Source organism: Rodentibacter ratti (genome assembly GCF_002000485.1).
Classification (GTDB): domain Bacteria; phylum Pseudomonadota; class Gammaproteobacteria; order Enterobacterales; family Pasteurellaceae; genus Rodentibacter; species Rodentibacter ratti.
Genome location: NZ_MLAJ01000007.1, coordinates 91,223 through 103,225, shown reverse-complemented (window position 1 = coordinate 103,225; position 12,003 = coordinate 91,223). Strand labels below are relative to the sequence as shown.

11 protein-coding genes are annotated in these 12,003 nt (G+C 41.2%); 8 read left to right on the top strand and 3 right to left on the bottom strand.

Annotated elements, in window-relative coordinates:
• From lrp to BKG94_RS07605, 3 genes are all read right to left on the bottom strand, one after another.
• Complete coding sequence (gene lrp / locus BKG94_RS07615; protein WP_077435880.1) at positions 1–480, bottom strand: leucine-responsive transcriptional regulator Lrp; 480 nt, start codon at positions 478–480, stop codon at positions 1–3.
• Between the two features lie 73 nt (positions 481–553).
• The gene (gene radA / locus BKG94_RS07610; RefSeq protein ID WP_077435878.1) at positions 554–1,930 is read right to left on the bottom strand and encodes a DNA repair protein RadA; all 1,377 of its coding nucleotides are present in this window, start codon (positions 1,928–1,930) and stop codon (positions 554–556) included.
• Between the two features lie 32 nt (positions 1,931–1,962).
• The gene (locus tag BKG94_RS07605) at positions 1,963–3,036 is read right to left on the bottom strand and encodes a CYTH domain-containing protein (protein WP_077435876.1); all 1,074 of its coding nucleotides are present in this window, start codon (positions 3,034–3,036) and stop codon (positions 1,963–1,965) included.
• Positions 3,037–3,382: 346 nt separating this feature from the next.
• Between BKG94_RS07605 and BKG94_RS07600 the strand changes: the two genes are divergently transcribed.
• The 8 genes from BKG94_RS07600 to BKG94_RS07565 all read left to right on the top strand — a co-directional run bounded on the left by BKG94_RS07600 (position 3,383) and on the right by BKG94_RS07565 (position 12,003).
• Entirely contained in the window at positions 3,383–4,063 is a 681-nt protein-coding gene (locus BKG94_RS07600; RefSeq protein WP_077414975.1) for a TIGR00153 family protein, read from the top strand.
• Positions 4,064–4,087: 24 nt separating this feature from the next.
• Complete coding sequence (locus tag BKG94_RS07595; protein WP_077435874.1) at positions 4,088–5,350, top strand: inorganic phosphate transporter; 1,263 nt, start codon at positions 4,088–4,090, stop codon at positions 5,348–5,350.
• Positions 5,351–5,444: 94 nt separating this feature from the next.
• Positions 5,445–6,056, top strand: coding sequence for a TIGR04211 family SH3 domain-containing protein (locus tag BKG94_RS07590; RefSeq protein WP_077435872.1), 612 nt, complete (start codon positions 5,445–5,447; stop codon positions 6,054–6,056).
• Positions 6,057–6,105: 49 nt separating this feature from the next.
• Complete coding sequence (locus tag BKG94_RS07585) at positions 6,106–7,356, top strand: multifunctional CCA addition/repair protein (protein ID WP_077435870.1); 1,251 nt, start codon at positions 6,106–6,108, stop codon at positions 7,354–7,356.
• A gap of 66 nt (positions 7,357–7,422) precedes the next feature.
• A complete protein-coding gene (gene lolB, locus BKG94_RS07580; RefSeq protein WP_077435868.1) occupies positions 7,423–8,043 on the top strand; it encodes a lipoprotein insertase outer membrane protein LolB in 621 nt (206 codons plus the stop codon).
• Positions 8,043–8,960, top strand: a complete 918-nt coding sequence (gene ispE, locus BKG94_RS07575) for a 4-(cytidine 5'-diphospho)-2-C-methyl-D-erythritol kinase (RefSeq protein WP_077435866.1) — start codon at positions 8,043–8,045, stop codon at positions 8,958–8,960. The genes lolB and ispE overlap by 1 nt, the downstream gene beginning before the upstream one ends.
• A gap of 17 nt (positions 8,961–8,977) precedes the next feature.
• On the top strand, positions 8,978–9,925 hold the full coding sequence (locus BKG94_RS07570) for a ribose-phosphate pyrophosphokinase (RefSeq protein ID WP_077435864.1): 948 nt from the start codon (positions 8,978–8,980) through the stop codon (positions 9,923–9,925).
• A 161-nt stretch (positions 9,926–10,086) separates the two neighbouring features.
• Positions 10,087–12,003 (top strand): FTR1 family iron permease, encoded by a 1,917-nt coding sequence (locus tag BKG94_RS07565; RefSeq protein WP_077435862.1) that lies wholly within the window; start codon positions 10,087–10,089, stop codon positions 12,001–12,003.

Genomic DNA, 12,003 nt, shown 5'->3' with positions numbered 1-12,003 from the left:
TTATTTTAAAACAAGATAATTGGTTTGTTTGACTTCTTCCATCACAACGTAGGTGCGCGTATCATTCACGCCGGGTAAACGTAGCAACGTTGTTCCTAAGAGTTTTCGATAAGCCGCCATATCCGCCACTCGGGTTTTCAATAAATAATCAAAATCACCGGAAACAAGGTGGCATTCTTGAATTTCATCAAGAGCCTGAATCGCCGCATTAAATTCTTCAAATACATCGGGTTTTCCACGCACAAGGGTAATTTCAACAATCACTAAAAGCGGCGCATCAAGTAACTCAGGATTAAGTAAGGCACGATACCCCATAATCACGCCTTGCTTTTCCAAACGTTTTACCCGTTCTAAACAAGGCGTTGGTGATAAACCGACTTTTTTGGAAAGATCAATATTTGAAATTTTACCATTACGTTGTAATTCATTCAGAATTTTAATATCAATCGCATCCAAGGCTTTATTTAATTTCTTTTCCATTTTATTCGCTGTCCTTTTTACACTGACATATTTTAGCGAATTTTGCCGAAGTTTTCAGTATGACAAAAAATTTCTAAAAATTATCCAAAACATCCAATGCGTCTGCTAATTTTTTCACCGTAAAAACCTGCATATTTTCAACCGCACTTTTCGGTTTATTGCCAAAGGGGACAATGGCACGTTTAAAACCATGTTTTGCCGCTTCGCTAATCCGTTCTTGCCCACTCGGTACAGGACGAATTTCACCGGCAAGCCCTACCTCACCAAAGATCACTAAATCTTGTGGCAAAGGACGATTACGAAAACTGGAAATCAGCGCCAGCAATAAAGCAAGATCCGCACTGGTTTCGGTGACTTTCACGCCACCCACCACATTGACAAATACATCTTGATCCGCCATTTGCAACCCACCATGACGATGTAACACCGCCAGCAATAATGCCAAACGGTTTTGTTCCAACCCCACTGCCACACGGCGTGGGTTTGATAGCATCGAATAATCCACCAAGGCTTGAATTTCCACTAAAAGCGGGCGTGTGCCTTCCCATAGCACCATCACCGAGCTGCCCGAGGTTTGCTCATCGCCACGGCTGAGAAAGATGGCGGAGGGATTTTTCACCTCACGCAAACCTTGTTCCGTCATTCCAAATACCCCTAATTCATTCACAGCGCCAAAGCGATTTTTATGGCTACGTAGGGTACGATAACGAGAGTCTGCCTCCCCCTCTAAAAGCAAGGAACAGTCAATGGCGTGCTCTAATACTTTAGGACCAGCAAGCGTGCCGTCTTTAGTAACATGCCCTACCATAATAATCGCCACTTGACGGGTTTTCGCATAACGTGTTAGGAAAGAAGCACATTCCCGCACTTGTGCGACACTCCCCGGGGAAGATTGAATATCCGCTAAATGCATCACTTGAATAGAGTCAATCACAATAATTTGTGGCTTTAACTGATCCGCAAGATTACAAATCTGCTCTACCGACGTTTCAGAAAGCATATTGAGTTGATCGTTCGGCAACCCCAGACGATTTGCCCGCATCGCAACCTGTTGTAAGGATTCTTCCCCTGTCACATAAAGTGCGGTCATTTTTTGTGCCAAACCACACATCACTTGCAATAATAAGGTACTTTTTCCTGCACCGGGATGACCGCCGATCAAAATTGCACTTCCCGGTACAATTCCCCCACCTAACACGCGATCAAGCTCTTTAAATCCACTGGTAAAGCGTGGCGTTTCTTGCAAACTGATTTCCGATAAGGTCTGAATTTTTGCTTGTGTTTCACCGGCATAACCACTGAAACGATCATTTTTGCTTTTTACCGCAGAAATCAATCGCACTTCGCTAATCGTATTCCAAGCCTTACAAGCGGAACATTGCCCTTGCCAACGGGAGAATTCCGCACCACAATCGTTACATACATAAGCCGTTTTAGGGGCTTTCGCCATGTTATTTCTCCATAAAATAAAATTGTTTCAAACTAATGATATACGCTTGATTTGTCTGATACCGCTAAACGCATTAATTTAATCATTCGTTCAAAATACAAACGTGTCGTAAAAAGTGCGGTTAATTTTTCAATGGTTTTTTCATTGTCTTTGGTTTCACTGTGAAAGCGAATCAATGCCTGAATTTTATTAAGAAAAGTTTGATTGCTTTCGAGCAATTGCGGCAATATGTCATCTCCTATTGCGCTTCCGCTTCTCTGTTCCAGAATCTGCTCAAACAATGCCTTATTTTCATCATAATAATGATACAAATTGAAAAATGCCCCGACCCTTTCCACGGTTTTCATAAAATCCTGACTAAAAAGCGAACTTGGCAAAGAGAGGGTTTCTTCCACCAATGCTTGCTCCATTTTTAAAATTCTATGAAATTTTGCGTTAAAATCTACCGCACTTTCTTCTCGATCTTTGTTCAAGAAATCACGCCATTTATTTAGCCAATCCGTTAAAACTACGGGGCGACTAAGTTGATAGCCACGCTGCGCCTTGCTTGCACTGCTAAAATAAATATCGGTCAAAACGGGCAATTCTTCCACAAAACAGAAAAGATCGCTGACTTTCCCTTCCTTTAATTCAAACTCAATTTCACAAATAGGCTGTGAACGCTCGCCGCTCACAATCTCCCCTTGATCAAAGGCAACTTCAATTTTGGCATCTCGAAATTTAACTAACCCAAAAGTGCGGTTAAAATCCGTGGAGAAAATTGATTTTAGCGGTGTCATCGGCAATTGCTCAAAAGGATATAAAGCGCGTAATTGCTCGTTCGTCGGCACGTCTTTTTTATCTAGCGGTAAATGATATTCAGGTCGATGATGCAAGCCGCCAACGACTTCTCCATTCGTTTTTAGGGTTAAGGTAAACGTTTGATTTTCTTGACGAATACGCAAGCCCATTTTTTGCTTGGCGAGAAAATGATCGGGATAATCATAATAAGTATTACCCAAACAAATGCTTTTACACTCTAAAGGGTTGAATTGTTGGAGGTGCTTTTCAAGTAAGTGGAATGTTTCCGGTGAAACGGCAAGTTTGAGTTCGATTTCATTGATCATGGGATAAATCCTTATTAATTCAACTGGTTAAATATACAAGTAAATACAAATAAATCAAGGTTTTTGTGCTTTGTCACTTTTTTAAACAAAAGATGATAAGATTTATAAAGGCTAACTAACTTTTTGATTTATTGAGTAAATAATAAATTTTTCTCCCATTACCAATCATTCCACATATTCATCCGGGAAACTAAGCGTGACTGTATTTTTGCCGAACTACAATCGTATAAGAATTAAGCTTTAAGAGGTAACACTATAGTTGTTATCAGCAAAATTAATTCTATTCCGAGTAAAAATCAGGTAATATGCGCACGAATTTTAACCCCTTATATGGAGTAAATGAGATATGGCAATGAATAATATCCTTGGATTATTTGCCCACTCGCCTTTAAAGCCCTTGCAAAAGCATTCCGACAAAGTCACTGAATGTTGCGATCTTTTAATTCCTTTTTTTGAAAAAACCTTCTCAAAGGATTGGGAAAATGCGGAAAATATGCGTTTAGAAATTTCCCAGCGCGAGCGTGAAGCAGATAGCCTTAAACGTGAAATTCGTTTGAAATTGCCACGCGGTTTATTCTTACCAATCGACCGCACCGATTTACTTGAATTGGTGACACAACAAGACAAACTCGCCAACTTCGCCAAAGATATTGCCGGTCGTATGATTGGCCGTCAGTTTGGTATCCCTGAAGAAATGCAGGAAGATTTTTTAAGCTATGTTCGCCGCAGTTTAGATTCCATTCATCAAGCGCATTTAGTCATTGCGGAAATGGATAAACTTTTGGAAACCGGTTTTAAAGGCCGTGAATTACAATTAGTGAATAATATGATTCAAGAATTGGACAGCATTGAAGACGATACGGATCAAATGCAAATTAAGTTGCGTAAAATGCTTTACACCATTGAAAGCCGTTACAACCCAATTGATGTGATGTTCTTATATAAAATCATTGAATGGGTGGGCGTCCTTGCCGACCAAGCACAACGTGTCGGTTCACGTATTGAGTTAATGTTAGCGCGTTCATAAAACAAATACACATAGGAAAATACTATGGAAATAATTAATCAATATGGTACATGGTTGGTATTGATCACCGCTGTGTTCGGTTTTTTTATGGCGTTTGGTATTGGCGCCAATGATGTGTCAAATTCTATGGGAACCTCTGTGGGCTCGGGCACTATTACAGTAAAACAAGCAATTATTATCGCATTAATTTTTGAATCTGCCGGTGCTTATCTTGCCGGGGGGGAAGTTACGGAAACCATTAAAAGTGGTGTCATCGATCCAATGCAGTTTGTCGATACACCGGAAATTCTCGCTCTCGGGATGATTTCAGCACTTTTTGCTTCTGGTGTTTGGTTATTTATCGCCACTAAAATGGGCTGGCCAGTTTCCGGTACGCATACCATTATCGGTGCGATTGTTGGCTTTGCCTGTGTGACTATCGGCCCAGGTTCGGTGGACTGGTCAACAATTGGTAGCATTGTAGGAAGCTGGTTTGTGACCCCGGTGATTGCAGGGATTCTAGCTTACGCTATTTTTGCCAGCACACAAAAACTCATTTTTGATACCGATCAGCCTCTTAAAAATTCACAAAAATACGGTCCTTACTACATGGGCATCACTATTTTTGTGCTTTGTATCGTAACCATGAAAAAAGGTTTGAAACACGTTGGACTGCACCTTTCTAACGCTGAAACTCTATCAATTTCATTAGCTATCAGCCTTGTTGGTATGATTTTCTTCCATTTTTACTTCCGCAGCAAAACTTTCGCTCAATCAGCAACAAAAGGCACTTTTGGTGCAGTGGAAAAAGTATTTAGTATTTTAATGCTTTTAACCGCTTGTGCGATGGCATTTGCTCACGGATCTAACGATGTAGCCAATGCGATTGGTCCGCTTTCAGCAGTAGTATCTATTGTTGATGAAGGGGGAAAAATTGTTGCGGGCGGCACATTAGCTTGGTGGATTCTCCCATTGGGTGCATTAGGTATTGCAGTGGGATTAATCAGTATGGGAAAAAAAGTGATGGCAACAGTGGGATCCGGTATCACCGATTTAACGCCAAGCCGTGGTTTCGCTGCGCAATTTGCTACGGCAATGACCGTGGTTGTGGCTTCCGGTACCGGTTTACCGATCTCCACTACGCAAACGCTTGTCGGTGCGATTTTAGGTATCGGCTTTGCACGTGGTATCGCCGCCCTAAATTTAACGGTAATCCGCAACATCATTAGTTCGTGGATCGTCACGCTACCGGCCGGAGCGTTCTTTGCCATCATCATTTTTTATATCTTGCGAGCAATTTTTCATTAATTAAAAAATGCGGTTAAATTTAACCGCACTTTCTTTCTAAATTGAGGTCTGTTAATAGGATCTAAAAAATTAAGAGCGAATTATGCCAAAGACTATGTTAAAACTTATCAAGCTTTTATTCCCTAGTGTTTTACTCGTTTCAACAGCCAACATCGCTTATGCAGAAACCCAATACGTGACAGAAAACCTCAATACTTATCTTCGTCGCGGTGCGGGTGACCAATTTAAAATTGCCGGCGCAATTCAAGCAGGTGATCAAGTGAATGTGTTGGAGCGACAAGGTAAGTACAGTCTCATTCGTGACAGTAAAAACCGTGAAGCTTGGATTTTAACTTCTGAGCTGAGTAATACACCAAGCAGTAAGCTAGAAAATCCTAAATTAAAAGCACAAATTCAGGAATTGACATTAAAACTCAATCATTTAGACAGCGATTGGCAGCAACGCACAGTAGAAATGCAGCGTCGTACCAAACAGTCTGAACAACAAAGTAGCGAATTATTGGAACAGAATTCCCAGCTCAAACGCGAGTTAGAAATTACTAAAAATAAAAATCGCGACTTAGAAGCCATGCTTGATGTCAGCAAACGTGAAATTGCGATCCAATGGTTTATTTACGGCGGTTCGGTACTGGGTGTCGGATTGTTACTTGGCTTAATTATTCCGCATATTTTACCAAGACGTAAACGCCGTGACGGCTGGGCATAATCAAATTACACCGAGCAAATGTTCGGTGTTTCTTTTTTAAGGAAGAACCATGGAAATTTATTTGGTTGGCGGAGCGGTGCGAGATCAATTATTAGGGTTACCGGTAAAAGATCGCGACTGGGTTGTTGTTGGAGCAGACGCTGAAAGTCTATTGTCTAAAGGCTATCAACAAGTCGGCAAAGATTTTCCTGTTTTTCTTAGCCCCAATACCAAAGAAGAATATGCTCTCGCCCGTACAGAACGTAAATCCGGCAAGGGTTATACAGGTTTCATTTGTGATTTTTCTCCAAACATTACATTAGAACAAGATCTTATTCGTCGTGATCTCACAATCAATGCCATGGCTATTGATGATCAAGGTAATCTTCAAGATCCCTATCATGGTAAAAGGGATTTAGATAATCGAATTTTACGCCATGTATCCCCTGCTTTTTCAGAAGATCCCTTACGGGTTCTACGGGTTGCCCGTTTTGCCGCCCGTTTCCATCATTTGGGATTTAACATCGCACCGGAAACCCTTCAATTAATGAAAAATCTGACACAAAGCGGCGAACTCTCACATTTAACGGCAGAACGGGTCTGGCTTGAAACGGAAAAAGCGTTAAATGAAAAACACCCTGAAATTTATTTTGAGGTGCTACGTCAAACTGATGCCTTGAAAATCCTTTTTCCGGAGCTTGATGCCCTTTACGGCGTGCCAAATCCTCCACAACATCATCCGGAAATTGATAGCTTTGTGCATACCATGTTGGTGTTGCAACAAGCGGTTAAACTCACAGAACATCATCCCGAACTCAATCAAAGTGCGGTACGTTTTGCTGCAATTTGTCATGATCTTGGCAAAGCCCTCACACCCAAGGAAATTCTTCCCCATCATTATGGGCATGAACAAGCGGGCATAAAACCGACCCGCCATCTTTGTAAACGCTTAAAAGTACCGAGTTATTATCAAGAATTGGCTGAACTCACCTGTGAATACCACACCCATATTCACAAAGCCTTTGAACTTCGTCCGGAAACCGTGATGAAACTCTTTAACCGCTTCGACGTATGGCGCAAACCGAAACGTTTCCAAGAATTTTTGTTAGTTTGCCTTGCCGATACACGAGGGAGAACCGGTTTTGAGATGCGGGAATACCCACAACGGGATTATATCAACGCCTTATTAAAAGCCGCTGAAAAAGCGGATGTTCAACAAGTCATCGCAGAGGGATTTGAAAAACAAGCGATTCGGGACGAGTTAAATCGTCGTAGAATCAAGTTAATCAGTGAGATGAAAAAAGCCTATCAAGCTCAATGAAAACAAGCTTTACTAAATAGAGGCGAGCTCTTACAATAACCGCAATTTTTTGGCTAGGCATAACCTATGAAAACATTAAAATTTTTAACCGCACTTTTTATTACGGCTGTTCTTACCGCCTGTACATTGGATGCAGATCGTCCAACCAATGTGCAATACCTTGATAAAACCGATGCCGCTTGGCAGCAACATTTGAAAAAAATTGAAAAAATCCAGCAATATCGTGCCAAAGGGCAAATCGGTTACATAAGCCCGACAGAGCGTTTTTCCAGCCGTTTTGAATGGCAATATCAAAATCCACAATCTTATACGCTTAAACTCTATTCTCTTATCAGTAAATCCACCTTACTGATTGAAATGCAGCCACAAGGTATGACGATTTCAGATAACAATGGGAATCGACAGTCTGCACGCAATGCAAAATTATTGCTACAAGAGATGATTGGTATGGATATTCCCTTAGAACATCTTGCTTATTGGCTGAAAGGGCAACCAGCGGTCAATTCTGATTATAAAGTCGGAATGAATCATTTACTCGGCACCTTCAATTATCCCCTTGAGGGTTCAACTTGGACGGCGGATTATTTAACTTATCACGTAGAAAATTCCATGCCGGAAAATATTTTACTGAAAAACCAAAACACCGCCCAAACCCTAAAAATCCGCGTGGATGAGTGGGTATTTTAATGAAAACACATCAATTTTCGACCGCACTTTCTTCACCGCTTTTACTTGGAAAACCTCATCGTTTTCCAAGTCCTGCAAAACTTAATTTATTCCTTTATATCAATGGAAAATTGCCAAACGGCTACCATGAATTACAAACGCTCTTCCAATTTCTTGATTTTGGCGATTGGCTTGATATTGAAGTTTGTGAACAAAACAGTGACATTATTATCACACCGGAGATTCCCCATTTAAAACCCGAAGATAATTTAATTTACCGGGCAGCAAAACGTTTACAAGAAGAAGCTGGCATCACAAAGGGTGCCACTATTCATTTAGATAAAATTCTTCCGATGGGAGGCGGTGTCGGCGGTGGTTCTTCCAATGCAGCAACCACACTGGTTGCCTTAAATTATCTTTGGGGTGCCAATTTATCCCTTGATGAACTGGCTGAAATAGGATTGAACTTGGGGGCAGATGTGCCTATTTTTGTCCATGGTCACGCCGCTTTTGCTGAAGGCGTAGGAGAAAAAATCACTTACTGTGCCCCGGCAGAAAAATGGTTTGTGGTATTAAAACCGGAAAGTTCAATTCCTACCGCGGTCATTTTTAGTGATCCGGATCTACCGCGTAACACGCCAAAAAAAACATTAGATCAGCTACTTCACTCGCCTTACGAAAACGATTGCCAAAAAATTGTGCTAAATCATTATTCAGACGTTGAAAAAGCCCTAAACTGGTTGCTACAATATGCGCCGGCAAGATTAACCGGAACCGGTGCTTGCGTCTTTGCAGAATTTGATAACGAAGCAAATGCCCAAGCATGCTTTCAACAAAAACCCAAAGAATTATTCGGTTTTGTTGCAAAAGGACTTAATGTTTCGCCTTTACACCAACTGTTGAAACGCCACAATCTCCCTAATTCATCTACAATCTAACCTGAGGTTATAAACTAATGCCAGACATTAAACTCTTCGCGGGAAATGCAACACCTGAACTTGCAAAACGTATTTCCGAACGTTTATATATTTCCCTTGGTGATGCGACAGTAGGTCGTTTCAGTGATGGTGAAATTCAAGTTCAAATTAACGAAAATGTACGTGGTGCAGATGTATTTATTATTCAATCTACCTGTGCACCAACTAACGATAACCTAATGGAATTAGTCGTTATGGTGGATGCTTTACGCCGTGCATCAGCCGGTCGTATTACCGCCGTGATTCCTTATTTCGGCTATGCACGCCAAGATCGCCGCGTACGTTCCGCCCGTGTACCAATCACCGCTAAAGTCGTTGCCGATATGCTTTCCACCGTAGGTATCGATCGCGTCCTCACCTGCGATTTACACGCAGAACAAATCCAAGGTTTCTTTGATGTCCCGGTAGATAACGTATTCGGTTCACCGGTACTCATTCACGATATTTTGAAAAAAACCGATCTTGAAAATCCGATTGTTGTCTCTCCGGATATCGGCGGTGTAGTACGTGCTCGTGCAGTAGCAAAATTATTAAACGACACCGATATGGCGATTATTGATAAACGCCGCCCACACGCCAATGTGGCACAAGTTATGCATATTATTGGTGATGTTGCAGGACGTGATTGTATTCTTGTTGATGATATGATCGACACTGGCGGCACATTATGCAAAGCAGCAGAAGCCCTAAAAGAGCGTGGCGCAAAACGTGTATTTGCTTACGCAACCCATGCGGTTTTCTCCGGTGCGGCAGCAAAAAACCTTGCAAGCAACTCAATTGATGAAATTGTAGTCACTGATACGATTCCTCTTTCAGCCGAAATGAAAGCGCTTGGCAAAGTGCGTATCCTTACTCTTTCTTCTATGTTAGCCGAATCTATTCGCCGTATCAGTAACGAAGAATCTATTTCTGCAATGTTTAACTAATTATCTATTTAAAGTGCGGTCAAATTTGACCGCATTTTTTTTCGCTTTCCTTTTCCCCCAAAACTTGACCTACATCACAAAATAATAAACTCACAGTTGAGATTTTTTCTCATTAGAGGATAATACGCAGAAATAAGAATAAATTGCATTTGGAGAGTTCAATGTTGCGTATTGTGCGTTATGGCGCAGTATTATTTGCTTTTTTCTTTTCTCAACTCGTTTTAGCACAAGATAACTATCAACAATGGGTCGCAGATATTACAACAAGGTTAGACAAAACCACCTCACTCCTTCAACAAAATAATCCTGATGATGCCCGCACTGAAGTGCAGATGGCATATTTTGAAGTCTTTGAGAATTTAGAAGGTCCTATCCGTATTAATTTTTCAGCACAAAAAAGCTATCAAATGGAAGCAACCTTTGGTGAAATCCGTAAGATGATTGGGGAAGGAAGATCCCTTGATGAAATTCAAGCCAAAATTAATGGCTTAAAACAGGCATTACAAGACGTATTGCCTGCCTTAAAAGAAGGTCATCAACTCAATGCGGACGGGCAACACAGCGTCTATCAAAATGATCAAATTTTACCTTACTGGCAACAAAGTTTTAAAACCATTGATGATTTAGTGGCACAAGCCATTGAGGCTTATGAGCAAGGAGATTTTGCCAAAGCCAAGCAATCATTCCAACAAGCACAATATGACGGCTATAAAAATTCAGAAATGGAAATGGCAGTGCGTACTCACCGTTCCTCCGAACAATCCGCCGCCATCAATCAACAATTCTACAATTTAATTCGCTTAAGCGAACAAGCGGATCAAATGACGGAAATCGCCTATCAAAGTACCAATCTTCTACAAGATATTGAGGAATTATTACCGGCATTACCAACCACCCGTGAAGAACAAAATCAACAAAATGCTACGGCGCAATCGGTGGAAAATAGACAACAAGATTGGCAAAACATTGCCGATCAAGTCAATCAAGGCATTCAACAAGCCATTTCACTTTATGAGAAAGGCAAACAGAAAAAAGCTATTCTTGCCGTGCAAGACACCTATTTTGATGTGTTTGAAAACAGTGGCATGGAAAATAAAATCGGCTCTCGTGATAGTAACTTCAAAGCAGAAATTGAAGGCTATTTCACCCGAATGGTCAGCCTGATGAAAGCCAACCAAGGGGAGCAATTACAAGCTCAAGCGGAAGGATTAGCCCAGAATTTATCAAAAGCCGTCGGAATGTTACAGGGTGGTGAACAAAGTGATTGGTCGCTGTTCTTATACAGTTTATTAATCATTCTACGGGAAGGCTTGGAAGCCTTACTCATTGTTGCCGCCATTGTGGCATATCTTGTTAAAAATAATCATCAAGATAAATTGCCAACCATTCGTCAATCTGTTTATGTCGCCTTGGTGGCAAGTGTGATCACCGCCTTTATTTTCCAACTGATTTTTGAAAATTCCGGTCAGAATCGAGAATTGTTGGAAGGGTTCACTATGATAATTGCCGTTGTCATGCTTTTTATGATGAGTTACTGGCTGCTTTCAAAAGTGGAAGCACAAAATTGGAAACGTTATTTAGAAGGCAAACTCTCCACAGCATTAACCGCAGGCTCTTTAGCCGGGCTATGGCTCACCAGTTTTTTAGCGGTTTATCGTGAAGGGGCAGAAACCGTCTTGTTCTATTATGCACTGGCAAGTGATGCCAAAAGTGCGGTCGGTTTGGCTTATCTTTTTGCCGGTTTTGTTGTCGGCGTATTGCTATTGGCGATTTGCTACTTCATTATGCGATATAGTGTAGTGAAACTGCCTCTTAAACCATTTTTTATGTTCACTGGCACCTTTATGTATGTCATGGCATTTGTCTTTGCCGGTAAATCCGTCTTGGAACTGATTGAAGGAAAATTATTTGAACCAACCTTAATTAACGGCATACCGGAAATTTCGTGGCTGGGGGTTTACCCTTATCTGGAAACACTCGTTCCACAAGGCATTTTAATCATCGCTGCCCTTTTTGCTTTAGCCGTGATGAAATATCAAAGCAAAAAACAGCATTACCTTAAATCTCAGGAGATCTAA

Excerpts from the sequence above, each read along its gene's own strand:
- lolB (WP_077435868.1), top strand. The coding sequence starts at position 7,423 with ATGAAAACATTAAAATTTTTAACCGCACTTTTTATTACGGCTGTTCTT.
- BKG94_RS07570 (WP_077435864.1), top strand. The coding sequence starts at position 8,978 with ATGCCAGACATTAAACTCTTCGCGGGAAATGCAACACCTGAACTTGCA.
- lrp (WP_077435880.1), bottom strand. The coding sequence starts at position 480 with ATGGAAAAGAAATTAAATAAAGCCTTGGATGCGATTGATATTAAAATT.
- ispE (WP_077435866.1), top strand. The coding sequence starts at position 8,043 with ATGAAAACACATCAATTTTCGACCGCACTTTCTTCACCGCTTTTACTT.
- BKG94_RS07565 (WP_077435862.1), top strand. The coding sequence starts at position 10,087 with ATGTTGCGTATTGTGCGTTATGGCGCAGTATTATTTGCTTTTTTCTTT.
- radA (WP_077435878.1), bottom strand. The coding sequence starts at position 1,930 with ATGGCGAAAGCCCCTAAAACGGCTTATGTATGTAACGATTGTGGTGCG.
- BKG94_RS07605 (WP_077435876.1), bottom strand. The coding sequence starts at position 3,036 with ATGATCAATGAAATCGAACTCAAACTTGCCGTTTCACCGGAAACATTC.
- BKG94_RS07590 (WP_077435872.1), top strand. The coding sequence starts at position 5,445 with ATGTTAAAACTTATCAAGCTTTTATTCCCTAGTGTTTTACTCGTTTCA.
- BKG94_RS07595 (WP_077435874.1), top strand. The coding sequence starts at position 4,088 with ATGGAAATAATTAATCAATATGGTACATGGTTGGTATTGATCACCGCT.
- BKG94_RS07585 (WP_077435870.1), top strand. The coding sequence starts at position 6,106 with ATGGAAATTTATTTGGTTGGCGGAGCGGTGCGAGATCAATTATTAGGG.
- BKG94_RS07600 (WP_077414975.1), top strand. The coding sequence starts at position 3,383 with ATGGCAATGAATAATATCCTTGGATTATTTGCCCACTCGCCTTTAAAG.